The 17,628-nt window shown below is 59.6% G+C and carries 17 protein-coding genes; 9 read left to right on the top strand and 8 right to left on the bottom strand.

What is annotated here, in order from left to right; genetic code table 11:
* Positions 1–7: 7 nt before the first annotated feature.
* Both icmF and BMZ70_RS29355 read left to right on the top strand, forming a co-directional pair.
* A complete protein-coding gene (gene icmF / locus BMZ70_RS24430) occupies positions 8–3,301 on the top strand; it encodes a fused isobutyryl-CoA mutase/GTPase IcmF (protein WP_092280433.1) in 3,294 nt (1,097 codons plus the stop codon).
* 133 nt (positions 3,302–3,434) lie between these two features.
* Complete coding sequence (locus BMZ70_RS29355) at positions 3,435–3,713, top strand: putative toxin-antitoxin system toxin component, PIN family (protein ID WP_130301030.1); 279 nt, start codon at positions 3,435–3,437, stop codon at positions 3,711–3,713.
* Positions 3,714–3,798: 85 nt separating this feature from the next.
* On the opposite strand, the gene soxR is transcribed toward BMZ70_RS29355, so the two are convergent.
* Complete coding sequence (gene soxR / locus BMZ70_RS24435) at positions 3,799–4,233, bottom strand: redox-sensitive transcriptional activator SoxR (RefSeq protein ID WP_092280435.1); 435 nt, start codon at positions 4,231–4,233, stop codon at positions 3,799–3,801.
* A 67-nt stretch (positions 4,234–4,300) separates the two neighbouring features.
* Here soxR and BMZ70_RS24440 point away from each other — a divergent pair, with 67 nt between their 5' ends.
* A complete protein-coding gene (locus BMZ70_RS24440) occupies positions 4,301–4,714 on the top strand; it encodes a RidA family protein (protein ID WP_092280437.1) in 414 nt (137 codons plus the stop codon).
* On the opposite strand, the gene BMZ70_RS24445 is transcribed toward BMZ70_RS24440, so the two are convergent.
* The 6 genes from BMZ70_RS24445 to BMZ70_RS24470 all read right to left on the bottom strand — a co-directional run bounded on the left by BMZ70_RS24445 (position 4,708) and on the right by BMZ70_RS24470 (position 11,847).
* Positions 4,708–5,109, bottom strand: coding sequence for a hypothetical protein (locus BMZ70_RS24445; RefSeq protein ID WP_130301028.1), 402 nt, complete (start codon positions 5,107–5,109; stop codon positions 4,708–4,710). The two genes, BMZ70_RS24440 and BMZ70_RS24445, sit on opposite strands and share 7 nt — an antisense overlap.
* A gap of 364 nt (positions 5,110–5,473) precedes the next feature.
* Entirely contained in the window at positions 5,474–6,493 is a 1,020-nt protein-coding gene (locus BMZ70_RS24450; protein WP_092280441.1) for a substrate-binding domain-containing protein, read from the bottom strand.
* Between the two features lie 10 nt (positions 6,494–6,503).
* A complete protein-coding gene (locus BMZ70_RS24455; RefSeq protein WP_092280443.1) occupies positions 6,504–7,772 on the bottom strand; it encodes an MFS transporter in 1,269 nt (422 codons plus the stop codon).
* Positions 7,773–7,796: 24 nt separating this feature from the next.
* Entirely contained in the window at positions 7,797–8,438 is a 642-nt protein-coding gene (pgmB, locus tag BMZ70_RS24460) for a beta-phosphoglucomutase (RefSeq protein ID WP_092280445.1), read from the bottom strand.
* Positions 8,435–10,756 (bottom strand): glycoside hydrolase family 65 protein, encoded by a 2,322-nt coding sequence (locus BMZ70_RS24465; RefSeq protein ID WP_229205576.1) that lies wholly within the window; start codon positions 10,754–10,756, stop codon positions 8,435–8,437. The genes pgmB and BMZ70_RS24465 overlap by 4 nt, the downstream gene beginning before the upstream one ends.
* 95 nt (positions 10,757–10,851) lie before the next feature.
* Entirely contained in the window at positions 10,852–11,847 is a 996-nt protein-coding gene (locus tag BMZ70_RS24470) for a LacI family DNA-binding transcriptional regulator (protein WP_092280449.1), read from the bottom strand.
* 154 nt (positions 11,848–12,001) lie between these two features.
* Here BMZ70_RS24470 and BMZ70_RS24475 point away from each other — a divergent pair, with 154 nt between their 5' ends.
* Positions 12,002–14,467 (top strand): TonB-dependent receptor, encoded by a 2,466-nt coding sequence (locus BMZ70_RS24475; protein ID WP_092280451.1) that lies wholly within the window; start codon positions 12,002–12,004, stop codon positions 14,465–14,467.
* 131 nt (positions 14,468–14,598) lie between these two features.
* Entirely contained in the window at positions 14,599–14,943 is a 345-nt protein-coding gene (locus BMZ70_RS24480; RefSeq protein ID WP_092280453.1) for a hypothetical protein, read from the top strand.
* Here the strand turns inward: BMZ70_RS24480 and BMZ70_RS24485 are convergent.
* Positions 14,927–15,973 (bottom strand): MBL fold metallo-hydrolase, encoded by a 1,047-nt coding sequence (locus BMZ70_RS24485; RefSeq protein ID WP_092280455.1) that lies wholly within the window; start codon positions 15,971–15,973, stop codon positions 14,927–14,929. The genes BMZ70_RS24480 and BMZ70_RS24485 overlap by 17 nt on opposite strands.
* Before the next feature lie 220 nt (positions 15,974–16,193).
* Here BMZ70_RS24485 and BMZ70_RS24490 point away from each other — a divergent pair, with 220 nt between their 5' ends.
* The 4 genes from BMZ70_RS24490 to BMZ70_RS24500 all read left to right on the top strand — a co-directional run bounded on the left by BMZ70_RS24490 (position 16,194) and on the right by BMZ70_RS24500 (position 17,608).
* Positions 16,194–16,583 (top strand): DUF6228 family protein, encoded by a 390-nt coding sequence (locus BMZ70_RS24490; protein WP_092280457.1) that lies wholly within the window; start codon positions 16,194–16,196, stop codon positions 16,581–16,583.
* A gap of 42 nt (positions 16,584–16,625) precedes the next feature.
* Positions 16,626–16,874, top strand: coding sequence for a hypothetical protein (locus tag BMZ70_RS24495; RefSeq protein WP_092280459.1), 249 nt, complete (start codon positions 16,626–16,628; stop codon positions 16,872–16,874).
* Positions 16,875–16,943: 69 nt separating this feature from the next.
* On the top strand, positions 16,944–17,228 hold the full coding sequence (locus tag BMZ70_RS28165) for a contact-dependent growth inhibition system immunity protein (RefSeq protein WP_130301026.1): 285 nt from the start codon (positions 16,944–16,946) through the stop codon (positions 17,226–17,228).
* 44 nt (positions 17,229–17,272) lie between these two features.
* Positions 17,273–17,608, top strand: coding sequence for a ribonuclease E inhibitor RraB (locus BMZ70_RS24500; protein WP_092280461.1), 336 nt, complete (start codon positions 17,273–17,275; stop codon positions 17,606–17,608).
* Positions 17,609–17,628 lie beyond the last annotated feature (20 nt).

Here is a 17,628-nt window from a genome sequence, read left to right on the forward strand (position 1 = left end):
GACACCAATGAACGATCTCTCGACTCCGAAAATCGCGGCTGTGGACGACCAGCCGCGCGTCAAGAACAAGGTCCGCTTCGTGACGGCGGCCTCGCTGTTCGACGGCCACGATGCCTCGATCAACATCATGCGCCGCATCCTGCAATCGAACGGCGTGGAAGTGGTCCACCTCGGCCATAACCGCTCGGTGGATGAAGTGGTCACCGCCGCGCTGGCGGAGGACGTGCAAGGCATCGCCATCTCCAGCTACCAGGGCGGCCACGTTGAATACTTCAAGTATATGATCGACCTGCTGCGTCAGCGCGGCGGTGCGCACATCAAGGTATTCGGCGGCGGCGGCGGCGTGATCGTGCCGCACGAAATCGAAGAGCTGCACGCTTACGGCGTGACCAAAATCTTTAGCCCGGAAGACGGCCAGCGCATGGGCCTGGTCGGCATGATCCAGTGGATGGTGCAGCAGTGCGACATCGACCTGTCCCAGTACTCGCCAACCTCGCTGGCGCCGCTGCGCGAAGGTTCGGACATCGCCGCACGCCATCGTCCACTGGCACAGCTGATTACCGCGCTGGAAAACGACAAGGCCGCACCGGCCCTGCGCGCCGAACTGCTGGCCGCTGCGGAAGATCTGGCCGTGCCGACGCTGGGCATCACCGGCACCGGCGGCGCCGGCAAGTCCTCGCTGACCGATGAACTGATCCGCCGCATTCGCCTCGACCAGGGCGATGCGCTGAACATCGCCGTGATCTCGATCGACCCGTCGCGCCGCAAATCCGGCGGCGCGCTGCTGGGCGACCGCATCCGCATGAACGCCATCAATCCGTGGGCCGGCCAGGCCCGTGTCTTCATGCGCTCGTTAGCCACGCGTGAAGCGGGCTCCGAGATTTCGCAGGCACTGCCTGATGTTATCGCTGCCTGCAAGGTAGCTGGCTTCGATCTGGTCATCGTGGAAACCTCCGGCATCGGCCAGGGCGATGCCGCCATCGTGCCGCACGTCGACGTGTCGATGTACGTGATGACGCCGGAATTCGGCGCTGCCTCGCAGCTCGAAAAAATCGACATGCTCGATTTCGCCGACTTCATCGCCATCAACAAGTTTGACCGCAAGGGCGCGCAAGACGCGCTGCGCGACGTCGCCAAGCAGTACCAGCGCAACCGCGAACTGTGGAGCAAGCGTCCGGAAGAAATGCCAGTCTATGGCACGCAAGCCTCGCGCTTCAACGACGATGGCGTGACCGCGCTGTATCAAGGCCTGCTGCCACGCCTGACGCAACTGGGCCTGCGCGCGCAAGCGGGCAAGCTGGCGGCCGCCAACGACGTACGCCACTCCAGCGGCAAGAACGTGATCGTGCCGCCGGCCCGTGCGCGCTATCTGGCAGAAATCGCCGACACCGTGCGCGGCTACCACCGCTTCACGCGCAAGCAGGTAACGCTGGCGCGCGAACGCCAGCAGCTGAGCGAATCCAAGCGCATGCTGGCTATCGCCCACAAGACCGCCGACTTTGATGACCTCATCGCCGAGCGCGATGCCGAGATGGACGGCGGCGCCAAGAAATTGCTGGCGCAATGGCCCGACATGCAAGCCGCCTACGCCGGCGACGACTATGTGGTGAAAATCCGCGATAAGGAAATCCGTACCCGCCTGGTGCAGCACACGCTGTCCGGCACGCGCATCCGCAAAGTCTCACTGCCGCGTTATGAAGACCACGGCGAAATCCTGCGCTTCCTGATGCTGGAAAACGTGCCGGGCTCCTTCCCCTTCACCGCAGGTGTGTTTGCGTTCAAGCGCGAAGGCGAAGATCCAACCCGCATGTTCGCCGGCGAGGGCGACGCCTTCCGCACCAACCGCCGCTTCAAGCTGGTCTCCACCGGCATGGACGCCAAGCGCCTGTCGACCGCGTTCGACTCTGTGACCTTGTACGGCGCCGATCCGGCGCTGCGTCCGGACATCTACGGCAAGGTAGGCAATTCGGGCGTATCGATCGCCACGCTGGACGACATGAAGGTGCTGTACGACGGCTTCAACCTGTGCAGCCCAAGCACTTCGGTATCGATGACCATCAACGGTCCGGCGCCGACGATTCTGGCGATGTTCATGAACACCGCCATCGACCAGCAGATCGAGAAGTTCGTCGAAGAGAACAAACGCCAGCCGAGCGCCGACGAAGCGGCCAAGATCAAGGCATGGGTGCTGCAGAACGTGCGCGGCACCGTGCAGGCGGATATCCTGAAAGAAGACCAGGGCCAGAACACCTGTATCTTCTCGACCGAGTTCTCGCTGAAGGTGATGGGTGATATCCAGGAATACTTCGTGCATCATCAAGTGCGCAACTTCTACTCGGTCTCGATCTCCGGCTACCACATCGCGGAAGCGGGTGCGAATCCGATTTCGCAGCTGGCGTTCACGCTGTCGAACGGCTTCACCTTTGTGGAAGCCTACCTCGCACGCGGCATGCACATCGACGACTTCGCGCCCAACCTGTCGTTCTTCTTCTCGAACGGCATGGACCCTGAGTACACGGTGCTGGGCCGCGTGGCGCGCCGCATCTGGGCTGTAGCGATGCGCGACAAGTACGGCGCCAACGACCGCTCGCAAAAGCTCAAGTATCACGTGCAAACCTCGGGCCGTTCGCTGCATGCGCAGGAGATCGACTTCAACGACATCCGCACCACGCTGCAAGCGCTGATCGCCATCTACGACAACTGCAACTCGCTGCACACCAACGCCTACGACGAAGCCATCACCACGCCGACCGACGAATCGGTACGCCGCGCGCTGGCGATCCAGCTCATCATCAACCGCGAATGGGGCCTGGCCAAGAACGAGAACCCGAACCAGGGCTCGTTCATCATGGACGAACTTACCGACATGGTGGAAGAAGCGGTGCTGCAAGAGTTCGAGCGCATCGCCGAGCGTGGCGGCGTGCTGGGTGCGATGGAAACCGGCTACCAGCGCGGCAAAATTCAAGAGGAGTCGATGCTGTACGAGCACCAGAAGCACGACGGTACCCTGCCTATCATCGGCGTCAACACCTTCCGCAATCCGAAGGGCGTGGAAGCGCCGGCGCAGATCGAACTGGCGCGTTCCACCGACGATGAAAAGCAATCGCAGCTCAAGCGCCTGGAAGACTTCCACCAGCGCCACGCGGCCGAAGCCCCGCAAGCGCTGGCAGCCCTGCAGCAAGCCGCCATCGACAACGCCAACGTCTTCGAAAAACTGATGGACGCCGTGCGCGTCTGCTCACTGGGCCAGATCACCACCGCCCTGTTCGAAGTCGGCGGCCAGTACCGCCGCAATATGTAACGTCATCAGAAGAGGAGGTAGATCAATATCTACCTCCTTCTCCTGCTCCCACATCAGCGCTAAACTGATTGAATATGCCGGGAGAAAATCATGATCAACCTACAAATTTCCCTGCCAGAAGATCTGGTGCAGGATGCCCAGGAACTGGGACTGCTGCAATCGGAAAAAATCATCGAAATCTTGCGCGCAGAAGTCCGCAGGCTACGGCTACCGGCATTTAGCGTTTCAGGTTTCTCTACCTGCAATCATCCCCAAAGTCTCTCGAGATCCCAAAGACGATGTGGTGCTCGCCTGCGCCCTCCAATCTCACACCGATGCCATCGTATCAGGCGACAGAGATTTGCTGAGCCTCAAGCAATATCAAAACATACCTATTGTCACCTCCACTCAAGCATTGAATGGCTTGCCTTAAGCTAAACTTCTCAATATAAGGACATCTGTCTCATTTCAGACTTACCCGCAACTTTCTAACGCCCTTTCGTCGCCATTTTTTACAGCTAGGGAAGGAAGTGAGGGCCGGCGCCGTCTTGTGCCAACGTATCTTCGGCATTGCGCAGTGGGCAGGCTTTGAGGGAGAGGCAGCCGCAGCCGATGCAGCCGTCGAGTTGATCGCGGAGTTGGGTCAAGGCGCGGATGCGTTGTTCCAGCTCTTGCTTCCACGCTGCCGACAAGCGGCGCCAATCGGCTACGGTGGGCGTGCGGCCGGACGGCAGTGCTTCCAACGCCCGCGCTATCTCGGCCAACGGCAAGCCAACACGCTGGGCGACTTTGATGACCGCGATCCGCCGCAATACCGAGCGCGCATAGCGGCGCTGGTTGCCGCTGGTGCGGACCGAATGAATCAATCCCTTGGCTTCATAAAAATGCAGCGCCGATACCGCGACACCTGCACGCTCGGCCAGCTCGCCCACACCCAGTTCTTTGGCAACCATAAAATCGCTTGACCTCAAGTTAAGTTGAGATTTTATAGTGTCCTCTCATTCACTGCTGAAGCACACCATGAAATTCATCAACCCTACCGGCCTCTATGACCCGCGTCCCAATGGCTATAGCCACATCGTCGTCGCTGAAACACCGGCGCGCATTATCTACATCGCCGGACAGGGTGGCGAGAACGCGCATGGCGAGTTGTCGGAAGATTTCAAAACGCAGGTTGAGCAAGCACTGCGCAATCTCCAAACCGCGCTGGATGCCGCAGGCGCGCGTCACACGCATGTCAGCAAAGTCACCGCAATGATTGTCGATCACAGCGAAGCGCGCCTCGGCGTCTTCAGCAGCGCTTTGCGCACGATGTGGGGCGATGATCCCGCACCTGCCTGCACGCTGATCCCCGTGCCGCGCCTTGCGCTGGACGGCATGCTGTTTGAGATTGAAGCCACCGCCGTCCAGCAAATGGACGATGAGATTTATTGAGCGCGACAGGACGCGGCACGATAGAAGTAGTAATTGCCGAAATTGAGAAACTCGCTTTTATCGTTGAAGCGGTAAGAGACCTCCCGCCGCTTCTCGTCAAAACCAAGCAAGCCATCATGTCTGGAGAGCTGTTCCCTGAATACCGCCGCAGGGAACGGCTCCTTGCCACCGAGCGTGATAATCAAGGTGTCACGATCCACGCGCCGCCACGTGGCCGGGCTGTAGAACGCAAAGCCGCCACGAAACTCCACGCCGCCATCCGCTTGCAGCAGCATGCACATGGTCGGATATTCAGTGCCGGCATTTTCCAGCACCAATGGCGCCGCAGGACGCTGCAAACTGGCACAGCCTCCAATCAGCAACGCAAAAGTAACGTAGCCCAGATAAGTTTTCATGCCCCATTATTACGAGGCAACCCAGCAGCAACCGTGCGCAGGCTAACCCTGGATGACTTGATCTACGTCAAACGCAACCGCTTCAAGTTCCGTTCATCCGACCTATACTGAAATAACAATCAGGAGATCGGGATGAGAATAGTACAGTTTTCCATGCCAGAGGAATTAGCTCGCGATGCTGACGAAGCCGGTTTGTTGGCGCCGGAAATGCTCGTAAAGCTTCTACGCGTTGAGATCCGCTTGCAAAGGGCCGCAGAAAATGCGGCTCGTCCTTGACACCAAGGTCGTAATCTCTGCGCTCCTCTGGCATGGCGCCCTGCGGCATTTGCTCAATTTGATCTCGCAGGCCAAGGTGGAACTTTATTTAGATCCGGAGTGCTGTGACTGGGCCAATGGTGGCGCCTTCCAGCAGCACCGGTTGCCACAATTCGTGCAGTTCGCTGGCCGGGGTGCCATCGACCAGCGACTGCAGCATGGCGATCATGCGGGCGCCGGCTTTGCGGGCATCCGGTTGATCGATTGTGGTGACGTTGGCACCCGACAGGGTGTCGGCCATATTGCCCCAGACGATAACGGAAATCTCTTTGCCAATCTCCACGCCCGCATCCAGCAGCGCGCGCATCGCACCAACGCCGGACAGGTGGTTGTCAACGATGACCGCCGTCGGTCGCGGCGAGCAGGCCAGCAGCTGTTGCATGGCCTGGTAGCCGCTGCGGCGATCCAGCGTGTTGTCGATCAGGTAGCGCGGATCCAAGCTCAGTCCCGCCGACGCCATCGCGATCATGAAGCTGTCCTTGCGCTGACGTGCGAAGTTCAGTTCCAGCGGAGCGCTGATCAAGGCCACGCGCTGATGGCCCAGTCCCAGCAGGCGTTCCATCGCCATGCGGATGCCGGCTTCATTGTCGTAATCGAACCACGCATACGGCGCGTTGAGCTCCGTGCGGCCATGCGCCACAAACGGAAACTTGGCCTTGCTGAGGAAGGCGATGCGCTCGTCGCGCACCAGCGTACGCCCCACCACCAGGCCATCGACGCGCCGTCCGCGTACGATCTGCTGGTAGGAACGCTGCTCCGCCGCCGGCGACACCGGCGCAATGATCAGGCTTTTGGAGACTTCTTCCAGCGCCGACGACATGCCCGCCATCACCTCGAGGAACATCGGGTCGCCAAGGTCCGCCGGCTGCAGCGGGTAGATGATACCGAACACGTTGGTGCGGCCCAGCGCCAGCGAACGCGCCATCGGATTGGGCTGGTAGCCGACCTCCTTGGCCGCCTTCAGCACTCGCTCCCGAGTCCGAATATTCACCTCAGGGTAACCGTTTAACGCGCGACTCACCGTGGTCTTGGACATACCAAGGTGATTTGCAAGATGCGCGAGGTTCATAGCTGTTCGTTCAATGTTGACCGCTGATTATAGCGGTGGCGTCGAATCCGCCGCCACTGTCATCGACTGCCTTTTTGAAGAAATACAACATCACCAGCACAATTGTGATGGGCACCAGTGTCAGGTAGAAGGCGAAGTGGCCGCTGAAATTACCAAATACATAACCTGTGATCAGCGAGCCGGTGGTGCCGCCCAGTGCTGAAAAAATCACCAGCAAGCCGGTCATGGCCGAGTGCTGGTTCTTCGGTAGTGAACTCAGCATCACCGAGTTGATGCCGGGGTAGATCGGCGCCATGAATAAGCCGATCAGCGGGAACAGGAAGGTCGCCAGCGGCGCCGTGGCCCACGTGATGTGCGGGTCAGCCACCACGTCATGCGTGAGGGGCAGCGCCAGCAGCACCATCGCCGCCATGCCGACCACGCAGGCGTTCATCACCGGGTACCAGTTCAATTTACGCATCAACACGCCGGCCGACAAACGCCCGACGGCCAGGCAGGCAGCAAAGATGCTGGTGACTTCCACGCTCATCGCTGCCGGCAGCTTGAGGATTTCGTTGTTAAACGTCGGCAGCCACGTACCCACGCTTTGCTCGATCAGCACGTACAGGAAAGCGGTAATCACGAACACGCACACCAGCGGCTTGAAGAACAGCTTGAGCATGGCGGCGAAATCCTGCGCGACGCTGCGTCCTTCCGGCAGCGCGGCCAGTGATTCGTTGAAGGGCGTCGACAAGATCAGCACGAAGGTCAGCGCGCACAGCACGGCCAGCACCCAATACACGTGCAGCCAACTTTGCGACAGCGGATCGTGCGAGTCGATGAAGTAGCCGAACACCCAGTAGGCGCTCAATACGCCCAGCATGAAGAAGCCTTCCAGCAGATTCATGGTGCTGGCATGCTGCTTGCGGTCCACCGCGACCAAGCCGAGCGTCGAATACACCGAGACCTTCACTAGCGCAAACGATACGCCGACGCAGAAGAACAAGGCCTTGGTGGTGGCGAACGACGGCAGCACCGGCATCGCCACGCATGCCGCAGTGACGATGGCGAGGCCGATCAGCATGGCCTTCTTGTAGCCCACACGCGGCAGGAAGGACGCCACCAGGAACGACACCACCGCAATCGGCAAGTCCTTGAATCCTTCCAGCACGCTGGCGGCAGACTTGCTCACGCCGTAGTTGCCGATCACTTGCAGGATCACCGTGCCCACGCTGTTGAGCAGGATGGCGAATACAAAATAAATCAGGAATAGTGCGAATAGAATCTTATTGTTCTTCATGCTGCCTGTCTCCGTGTATTTTTTTTAGTAAGCGGCGAGGTTGAATTCTTTTAGACTTGTAATCACCACGTCCGCTTGCGTCAGCACGAAGGGATGTCCTACCCCCAATGCGAACATGCCGGCCGATTTAATCGACGCCACACCGGCCACCGCATCCTCGACGCCAAGGCAGTCCGCAGGCGCGACGCCCAACTCGCTGGCGGCGCGCAGGAAAATCTCCGGATCCGGCTTGCCGCGCGCGATGGTGGCGGCATCCACCACGTAGTCGAATTTATCGGTGATGCCCAAGCGACCCAGCACTGTAAAGGCGTTCTTGCTCACCGAGGCCAGGCCGATACGCAAGCCAGCCGCACGCACCGCATCCAGTGCCTCCACTGCACCGGGCAGCAAGTCCTCGGACGACATGGTGGAGATCAGCTCCTGATAATGGCGATTCTTCACGTCCGCCAGCGCCAGCTTTTCTTCCGGCGTGTACGTGCGCCCCGCCGATGCAAGGATCAGGTCCAAAGAACCCATGCGATCAATGCCCTTCAAGCTCTCATTGAACGCATGGTCAAAGTGCACGCCCTGAGATTCGGCCAGCTGCTTCCACGCGAGGTAGTGGTAGTGAGCGGTGTCGGTAATCACGCCATCCAGATCGAAGATAACTGCCTTGAAGCGGCTCATGCGAAGCTCCTTGATTGCTTTGGTTGCGACAGGCTTAGCGCAACCGACTCGCCGCCGTGCGTAAAGGACAAAGACTCGCCTTGCAGCAGGCGATATTCAACGCGGCCCGGTTCTACGTGCACTTCCAGCAGCGCGCCACGGAAGTGAATCTTGAAGGTGTAGTGCTGCCACTGCTTCGGCAGCGTCGGTGCGAAGTGCAGCGCACTACCCACCACGCGCATGCCGCCGAAGCCGAACGCCACGCCCAGCCACGTACCGGCCATCGCCGCCGTGTGCACGCCGTAGTGCGTATTGCCGTGCGTGTCGTCCAGGTCGAGACGCGCGGTCTCCATGAAGTAGTGGTAAGCCTTGTCCTGGTAGCCCACCTCCGCCGCGATAATCCCGAAGATGCACGACGACAGCGACGAGTCGTGCGTGGTGACCGCCTCGTAGTAATCAAAGTCGCGGCGCTTGTCTTCCAGCGAGAACCGGTCGCTCAATAGCAGCAGCGCCAGCACCACGTCCGCCTGCTTGCACACCTGGTGGCGGTAGATCACCATCGGGTGATAGTTCAGTAGCAGCGGGTAGTTCTCTTTCGGTGTGTTTGCAAAGTCCCACACTTTCTTGGACAGGAAGCTGTCGTCCTGCGCATGGATTTGCAGCGCGTCGTCATAAGGAAGATGCATCAGCGATGCAGCGCGGCGCCACTCGGCCGGCTCGCCCGCATCCAGCGCCATGACGGCGGCAATGCGCGCAAACTCGGACGGCGCCTGTGCCTGCAGCTGCTCTGCGATGGACGCCGCAAAGCTCAGGTGCATCTGCGCCATGACGTTGGTGTAGTAGTTGTTGTTCACCAGCGCTGTGTATTCATCGGGGCCGGTCACCTGGTTGATGCAGAAACGTCCCTCGCGGTCATACGAACCGATGCCGGTCCAGATGCGTGCCGTCTCCATCACAATTTCCGCGCCGGCCTTCACCAGGTATTCCTGGTCGTCGGTCGCTTCCATGTACATCTTGATCGAGTAAGCGATATCGGCATTGATGTGATACTGCGCAGTGCCGGCCGGGAAGTAGGCCGAGCACTCATCGCCGGCGATGGTGCGCCACGGGTACAGCGCGCCGACCGAATGCGACATCTGGCGCGCACGCTCACGCGCTTTCGGCAAGCCGGCGTAGCGATACTCCAGCAGCTTGCGTGCGATCTCCGGTTTCGAATACAGGAAGAACGGGAAGATGTAGATTTCCGTGTCCCAAAAATAGTGGCCCTCGTAGCCCTCGCCCGTCACGCCCTTGGCGGAGATATTGGTCTTGCCGTCGCGGCCCACCGATTGCAGCAAGTGGAACTGGTTGAAGTGCATGCCTTGCTGAAGCGCGTCGTCGCCGGCGATCTGCACGTCGGCCTGCTGCCAGAAGTCGGCCAGATACTGTTCCTGCGCCAGGCGCAAATCTTCAAAGCCTGCGGCAGCTGCGTTGGACAAGGTGTCCTTGCTGCGCCACATCAGCTCCTTCGTATCGTAATCGCGCGACGAGTAGTAGCTGCCGTACTTGTTTAGCGCCACCGACTCGCCCGCGCTCACCGCCAGCTCCCACGTTTGCGTCAAGCGCTGCCCATCCTGCGCCGTCACCGGCGGCAGGCCTGCGCTCAACACCGACTCGGTCGCGCTGACCAACGTGAAGCCGCTGTTGTGAGTCTTCTGCACCAGTGCCGAGAAGCCGCCGGCCTGCTCGCTGTCGATCATGTGCAGCGTTGGGCCGGAGATGGCCGAACCGACGCGCGGATCATCGCCCGCTTCCAAATTCTTCACCGCGCCATCCAGCGCCGACACCAGCCGCAGGCGGCCTTCAAAATTCAGCGACGTCACCTCGAACGCAATCGCGAACAAATGCTTGTTCTCGAAGCTGACCAAGCGGCGGCTGCGCACGCGCACGCTGCGGCCTTGCGGCGAAGTCCACTCCACCACGCGCGTCAGCACGCCGGTACGGAAATCCAGTACGCGCTCATACGACTGAATCGAGCCGGCCAGCAAATCAAACTTCTCATCGCCCAGCCACAGTTCGATGCCCTTGGCGTTCGGCACATTCAGCATGAACTGGTTGACCTTGGCCAAACCGTACGCCGCCTCCGGGTACTGGATCGGCTCCGATTCGTAGAAACCGTTCAGGTATGTGCCGTCCAGCGAGGTGCCGGCCGGGCCGCTGTAGCCCTCCTCGCCGGTGCCGCGCAGGCCGATGTAGCCGTTCCCCAGAGCGAACAGCGTCTCGTCGAGGAAGTGGGAGGCGGTGTCAAAGCTGGTCTCGCGGATGCACCAGGCGTCGAGAGGATAAGTGTGTTGTTGCACAGCGAATTCCTTAGAAAAGCGATTCAAAGCGGTTTGAATTTTAAAAAACACCGGTTTTTGCGTCATTTTTGGTGTTTTTCGGGAAAACCAGGAAACTAGGTCTGTCGAACCATCAGGGTGGTCGGCAGCATTTCAGAGGCGACCGCGTGGCCTTCGATCAGGCCCAACATCTTCTTGGCCAACAACACGCCGCCATCGCGCAGGTACTGGTGCACGCTGGTCAGCGGCGGCACGAAACTGGCCGCGCCGGGCGTATCGTCGTAGCCGATGACGGAGACATTCTCCGGCACCCGCAAATTCTTCTCGGCCAGCGCGCGGATGGCGCCCATTGCCAGCAAGTCGCTGGCGGCAAACACGCCGTCAAAGCTGGCGCCCTTCTTCTTCAGCAGCGCCGAGATACTGTCAAAGCCCGCCTCGAACGTGAACGCCTTCGGGCGGATGATGTGCACCGTGGCCGCGCCACCCATCGCATCGATAAAGCCGGCGCAGCGTTCCTGCACCTCGGCGTGATCGACATCGCCCAGGAACACCAGCTTTTGCCGGCCCTGCGCGATAAAGCGCTCGGCCGCGCTGATACCGCCCTTGCGGTTGTCCGAGCCGACCACGATGTAGTCAGCGCCCTGCTCCGGCGCGCCCCACACCACCAGCGGCATGCCGGTCTGCTGCAAGGTGCGCACCGCCTCGCCGTGCGAGCCCTGGCCCAGCAGGATCAAGCCGTCCGCGCCCATCACCGGCGCGGTGTTCATCAACTGCTTCGACGTTAAAACAACGCTGTAGCCGGCCGTGGTCAGTTCCTGCGTGATGCCGCCCAACAGCTCCAGCGGGTACGGATCGGACATCGGCCGGCCGCGCACGGGTGTCATTTCTACAACAACCGCCACCGAATAACTGCGGCCCATGCGCAGATTGCGCGCACTCACATTCAAACGGTAGCCCTGCTGCTCGGCCAGTGCGCGGATTTTCTCGCGGGTTTCCGGCGTCACCAAAGGACTGTCACGCAGCGCGCGTGACACCGTGATCTTGGAGACGCCAGCCAGTTGGGCGAGGTCTTCCATCGTCAGGGCGGTAGTGACAGTCTTCTTTGCAGGCATGTTGTTCGAAGGTAAAAAAGCAAGTGTGCGGACGCATTATGACAGAGTTTTCAAATTTGTCGCGAAAAATGACATCGATAACATTTCGATTGACATCGATATCATTTCTTGTTTCAATGGCCAAACTAACACCTAATAAGAAAGATGAGACACGATGAAAAACCCGTTCCTGCCTTCGGCCATCGCGGCCGCCGTCCTCGTTTTAGTCAACCAAGCCGCCGCCCAAGCCCAAACGGCCGAAGCGCCGGCAGTTGAACCGTCCAAAGAAGTGGCGAAAGAAATCCAGCAAGTGGTGGTCACCGGCGTGGCCTCGGCGCGTGGTGTGCGCAAGGTCGACTCGGCCTTCTCCATCACCACCGCCAACGAAGAACAGCTGAAGCAAGCTGCGCCGTCCAGCACCGCCGACATCATGAAGATCGTGCCGGGCGTGTACGCGGAATCGACCGGCGGCCAGTCCGGCGCCAACATCGAGGTGCGCGGCTTCCCGTCGGGCTCCGACTCGCCGTTCGTGTCGGTGCAAATGATGGGCAACCCGATCTTCCCGCCGCCGACCCTGTCGTTCTTTGAAGGCTCGTCGGCCTTCCGCCTCGACGACACCATCGAGCGCGTGGAAGTGCTGCGCGGCGGCCCATCGACCATCTGGTCCAACGCCCAACCCGGCGCGACCATGAACTTCATCCTGAAAGAAGGCACCGACACGCCGGAAGGCACGGTGCGCTTCACCACCGGCACCGGCAGCCTGCGCCGCGTTGACATGTACTACGGCGGCAAGATCAGCGATGGCTGGTACGGCTCGGTCGGCGGCTTCTACCGCAAGACCGATGGTGTGCGCGACGCCGGCTTCCCGGCGGACGACGGCCACCAGATCACCGCCACCCTGACCCGCCAGCTGGACCAGGGCAAGCTGACCCTGTACGCGCGCAGCACCGACGACAAGAACGCCTTCTACACCGGCGTGCCACTGATTTCCAGCAACGGCGGCCGCACCATCACGGCCTTCCCCGGCTTCGACCCGTTGACCGGCACCCTGATGAGCGGCGAGATGCGCAACTTCACCATCGAGGCCGCACCGGGCAAGACCCTGACCAAGGACCTGGGCGATGGCCGTGGCCTGAAAGCCACGGTGTTCGGCGCCAACTTTGATCAGAAAGTCGGCGACTGGAGCATCTCCAACAAGTTCAACCGCTTTGACGGCGACCTCAACACCATCGCCATGTTCACCGGTAACAACCCGCTGTCGATGAGCGACTATATCAACGCCGCCATCGCTTCGGCCAACAGCAATGCCGCCGTGGTGGCTGCGGCTGGCGGCCCGGCCACCTCCGGCACCGCCACCTTCGTCAAAGGCGGCGCGGTCAGCGGCAGCCAGCAAGTGGTGCAAGCCGGTTTGTGGGCAGTGGAGAAGCAGCTGAAATCCTTCACCGACGAACTGCGCGTCAGCAAGGAAATCTTCAAGGACAACACGCTGACCGTGGGCGGCTACTTTGCCGACTACTCCTCGCACGACGTGTGGTACCTCGGTAACAGCCACCTGATGACGGCCGTGCCGCAAGCGAGCCTGATCAACGTCACCCTGAACAACGGCGTGGTGGTGTCGAAGAACGGCACCGACGGCAATGTGTTCTACGCGCCGGTCGCTTCCTACGACGGCCGCAACACCGCAGCCTTCATCTCGGACGAGTGGAAGGTCAACGACAAGATCAAGGTCGACTTCGGCATGCGCCACGAGCAGCAGAAGATCAGCGGCACCATCTCCAACCTGACCTCGGCCGATACCGACAACAACCCGCTGACCGTCTACAACAACGGCACCTCGATGCCGAACGGCTCCAACACGTATTTGAGCCGTACCGACAACGCCAACTCCTTCACCATCGGCGGCAACTACAAGCTGGCGCGCGATACCTCGGTGTTCGTGCGCGCCAACCGTGGCCATACCTTCATCTCGTTCGACGACCTGCGCGGCGCCGGCAACCAGAAGGACGCCAACGACAGCAACCTGCTGCCAACGCCGAAAATCACCCAGTACGAGATCGGCTTCAAGACCGCGTCGCAGCTGTACACAGCCTACATCAACGCCTTCCATACGCAGTTTGACGGCATCGCGTTCACGCAAATCCTCTCCAACGGGCAGGAGCTGCGTTCGATCAGCGGTTCCAAAGGCAATGGCGTGGAGTTTGAAGTAGCCGTGCGTCCGATCGAAAACCTGCAGCTGCAACTGACCGGCGACTATCAAAAGTCCGAGTACCGCGACAATCCGGCCACCGAGGGCAAAACCGTCCAGCGCCAGCCGAAGCTGCAATTCCGCTTCACGCCGACCTACCGCATCCCGTTCGGCGACGGCAACGCGGCCAAGCTGTACGCGACCTACACCTCGATCGGCGAGCGCTGGGCTGACCAGGCCAACCAGCAGTACCTGCCGTCCTACCGCACCATCGACGCTGGCGTGCTGTTCTCGTTCGGCGACAAGATCGAGCTGCGCCTGGCAGGCACCAACCTCAACAACGAGCTGGGTCTGACCGAAGGCAACTCGCGCCTGACCACCGGCAACGTCGGCCCGATCAATGCGCGTCCGCTGTTTGGCCGCACGTGGGAAGCGTCGCTGCTGTACCGCTTCTAAGCTGGAACTAACCCTCTTTGGGCAAGGCGCAGTTAGCCTTGCCTTTTTTGTTTTTCTGGCCTAATCTGCAATAGATCGTATGACACGATCCTGCCTTACCATGTCCAGAATTTTGCACCGGGGAAAGAAACGTGGCCTCGCTCTCATCCATCAACGCGCTGCAAGCATCGGTTGCACAGGCTGAACGCCAGGTGCAAAAGGATCAGGTGCGCGTGAATCAGGATGCGGACCGGCTCGAGGCCAGCCGCGCGCAGCTGGTCAAGGATAAGCAAACCCTGAGCGACAACCAGCGCGAGAGCAATCAAGCCCAGGCGACGCAGGCGGCGGACAATCCCGCGCCCACCGTCAACCTGGACAGCGCGATCGAAAAACCGCCACGCGCCGCCCAGCAACTGCCGGCCGACCTGGCCCCGCCCAAGCCGTCCATCAACACGCTGGGCCAGACCATCGGCAAGTTCATCAACGTGACGGCGTAGTCACCAGCGCTTCCCACCATTTGTGTTCCGCCTGCGGCTGGACGATATCCAGCGGCAGGCCGATCTCGGGCGTGGCAATCGCCACGCGGCGCTCCTGCGCCAGCTCGGTAATGCGGTCGAACGGGTCGTGCCACGCATGCAGCGACAGATCGAAGGTGCCGTTGTGAATCGGCAGCAGCACCTTGCCGCGCAGGTCGATGTGCGCTTGCAGCGATTCCTCCGGCTGCATGTGCACATCCGGCCACTGCGGGTCGTAGGCGCCGGTTTCCACCAGGGTCAGGTCGAACGGGCCGTAGCGTCGGCCGATTTCCTTAAAACCGTCGAAATATCCGCTATCGCCACTGAAAAACAGCCGAACGTCGCGGTCTTCAACAACAAACGAAGCCCACAGCGTCTTGTTGCGGTCGCCGAGCCCACGGCCCGAGAAGTGCTGGGCCGGCGTTGCCACCAGCTTCAGGCCGGCCACAGTGGCGCTCTGCCACCAGCCCAGCTGCCGTACCTTGCAGGCCGGAATGCCCCACTTGATCAGACGATCGCCCACGCCCAGCGGCGTGACGAAATGCTCAGTCTTGCCGGCCAGCGCCAGCACGGCAGCGCGGTCGAGGTGGTCGTAATGGTCGTGCGACAGAATGATGCCCTTGATCGGCGGCAGGTCTTCAATGCTGATCGGCGGCGCATGGAAGCGCTGCGGACCGGCCCACTGCACCGGCGAGGCGCGCTCGGAAAACACCGGGTCGGTCAGCCAGAAATCGCCATTGAGCTTGAGCAGCACGGTCGAATGGCCTAGGCGGAACAGGCTGCGATCCGGAGCATCCATTAACTGCTGCTGCGTGATCGCGTGAACGGGGATCGGCAGGGATGGTACCGTGTCTTTCGGCTTGTCGAAGGCAAAACGCAGCATGATGCCCAGCGTCTTGAACAAGCCCATCTTGTGCATCCGCACCGGATTGCGGAAACGGCCGTCGCGCGCACGCGGTGCGCTGGGGGCGGACAGGCTGTCAAGGCTGTCGGCAGCAGAGGGATAGGTCATGGTGGTACTCCTGCGATTAGTCGATCTACCGGTCAAGACGAACCATGCAAGCAAATATTGTGGCGACTAACCAGATCTAAGAATTTGCCACCACCAAAGCTGGTGAATTTTCGCGCATTTTTCAGATGAGCAAGATGCTATCCTGCTACTCATAGGCCGAGTTCGGCCAGAACCGGCCGCTCGGAAGCGCGTCTAACATTCAAAATTTTTAGAAAATTTGATGGATCACCTAGAGCTCAAGTCACCCCATGATGGGGCATTGCTGATACTCGAGGTTACTGATCGATTCCCTGACAGCGTGGAATTTACTGTTCAGATAAAGACTCGTAACTTCTCCGGATCTGCTCCCTCATCGACATTCATGGCTGTTCCACTTGAAACGTGGTTTCAAAGTATGGCCAGCGACTGGGAGGGCTGGAAAGATGAGAAAAAATGGGGAGACCTGGAGAGTCGTGTACAGTTTAGTGCTACTGCCGATAAGACCGGGCACATTAAAATGAAAGTGGTTTTGGCAGGTCAAGATTATGATTCTGAGCTGCGGGTAAATATCATGTTTGAGGCAGGACAGCTAGACGGTATGGCACATGATGTTGCTCGCCTTTTCGCGTAGTCCATTTTCGGCCAGGAGCCGACGTTCAACGGAAGATATTCAATGAGCAATTTACAAAAGATTTTAGAACAAGCTAAGCTAGGTTTGAAGCCGTGGGAACCAATTCCGCAAGCCCAATGGCAGGCAATCGCGGCCGGGTGTGGGCAGGAAGAATTTCAAGACATTGAAAGAAGAATTCAGAAGCTGAAGAACGAACTTGCGGAAACACCTGATTGGGATGGCGATACCCAAGACGACATTAATAGCGCATTATGGTTCTTTAAATCTTTGCTTGAATCTCGTCCAGCGTGACATGACCGAAACCGGCCAGAAGCGGCCGTCGCCAGCAAGACTACTTCGTCGATGACACTAAATTACGATATGAATATTCCCGATGAAGCGCTTCACCAGTTTTTTGGTGGATATTTCCATCAAGACTGGCAACTGGACGACCCAACCTGGCAGGATGTCATTAGCCGCTTTTTAAGCGAATCGGATCCAAGTGATTCGGCTCAAGTGGCTACGGGGATAGAAGGGCTGTTATCGAACTTGGCTTCCGATGAGGCGTTGTGCCGTGCGGTGCACGAATTAGGATGTGACTATTGGCCAGGTTCAGCTGCTCAAATGCGCACTTGGCTAATGCAGTTAGTCCCGGAGTTACGCTAACGAGGCAGGTAGCGGCCAACAACAGACCTTCAGTTTTTAAAGCTATGGATTCAAATTTAAAATCAGTTTGGCCGGATGATGCGGACGGCGATGTGCTCCGCAGAATGGATGCTAGTGGGTTTGATTTTAATAACCCGGTGGACATTGATTTCAATGTAGACCTAGATAGTTGGCCGCCAGCCGACGAACTTGTAAGTGCAATTGAATTGCAATACTCCCGAATACAGTTTTACGCTTCGGCTTCTGGCGACAGCGGCTATATTTTGGTGGTCATAAACGCGGTGTTGAATTACGACCTGGTCATATCCGTACAACAGGCTCTCTCCGATCTCGCGACACCGTTCGGTGGTGTATGCGAATCGTGGGGCGTGCTACATTAAGTCTGCGTGCGGCCAAAAGC

The organism is Duganella sp. CF402, from assembly GCF_900109645.1.
Classification (GTDB): domain Bacteria; phylum Pseudomonadota; class Gammaproteobacteria; order Burkholderiales; family Burkholderiaceae_D; genus Rugamonas.

What these genes read in the sequence shown, in the direction of transcription:
- icmF (WP_092280433.1), top strand. Translation starts at nt 8, where the DNA reads ATGAACGATCTCTCGACTCCGAAAATCGCGGCTGTGGACGACCAGCCG.
- BMZ70_RS24470 (WP_092280449.1), bottom strand. Translation starts at nt 11,847, where the DNA reads ATGCCTGCAAAGAAGACTGTCACTACCGCCCTGACGATGGAAGACCTC.
- BMZ70_RS28165 (WP_130301026.1), top strand. Translation starts at nt 16,944, where the DNA reads ATGAATATTCCCGATGAAGCGCTTCACCAGTTTTTTGGTGGATATTTC.
- BMZ70_RS24495 (WP_092280459.1), top strand. Translation starts at nt 16,626, where the DNA reads ATGAGCAATTTACAAAAGATTTTAGAACAAGCTAAGCTAGGTTTGAAG.
- BMZ70_RS24475 (WP_092280451.1), top strand. Translation starts at nt 12,002, where the DNA reads ATGAAAAACCCGTTCCTGCCTTCGGCCATCGCGGCCGCCGTCCTCGTT.
- BMZ70_RS24455 (WP_092280443.1), bottom strand. Translation starts at nt 7,772, where the DNA reads ATGAAGAACAATAAGATTCTATTCGCACTATTCCTGATTTATTTTGTA.
- BMZ70_RS24440 (WP_092280437.1), top strand. Translation starts at nt 4,301, where the DNA reads ATGAAATTCATCAACCCTACCGGCCTCTATGACCCGCGTCCCAATGGC.
- BMZ70_RS24500 (WP_092280461.1), top strand. Translation starts at nt 17,273, where the DNA reads ATGGATTCAAATTTAAAATCAGTTTGGCCGGATGATGCGGACGGCGAT.
- soxR (WP_092280435.1), bottom strand. Translation starts at nt 4,233, where the DNA reads ATGGTTGCCAAAGAACTGGGTGTGGGCGAGCTGGCCGAGCGTGCAGGT.
- BMZ70_RS24485 (WP_092280455.1), bottom strand. Translation starts at nt 15,973, where the DNA reads ATGACCTATCCCTCTGCTGCCGACAGCCTTGACAGCCTGTCCGCCCCC.
- BMZ70_RS24490 (WP_092280457.1), top strand. Translation starts at nt 16,194, where the DNA reads ATGGATCACCTAGAGCTCAAGTCACCCCATGATGGGGCATTGCTGATA.
- BMZ70_RS29355 (WP_130301030.1), top strand. Translation starts at nt 3,435, where the DNA reads ATGCCCAGGAACTGGGACTGCTGCAATCGGAAAAAATCATCGAAATCT.
- pgmB (WP_092280445.1), bottom strand. Translation starts at nt 8,438, where the DNA reads ATGAGCCGCTTCAAGGCAGTTATCTTCGATCTGGATGGCGTGATTACC.
- BMZ70_RS24445 (WP_130301028.1), bottom strand. Translation starts at nt 5,109, where the DNA reads ATGAAAACTTATCTGGGCTACGTTACTTTTGCGTTGCTGATTGGAGGC.
- BMZ70_RS24450 (WP_092280441.1), bottom strand. Translation starts at nt 6,493, where the DNA reads ATGAACCTCGCGCATCTTGCAAATCACCTTGGTATGTCCAAGACCACG.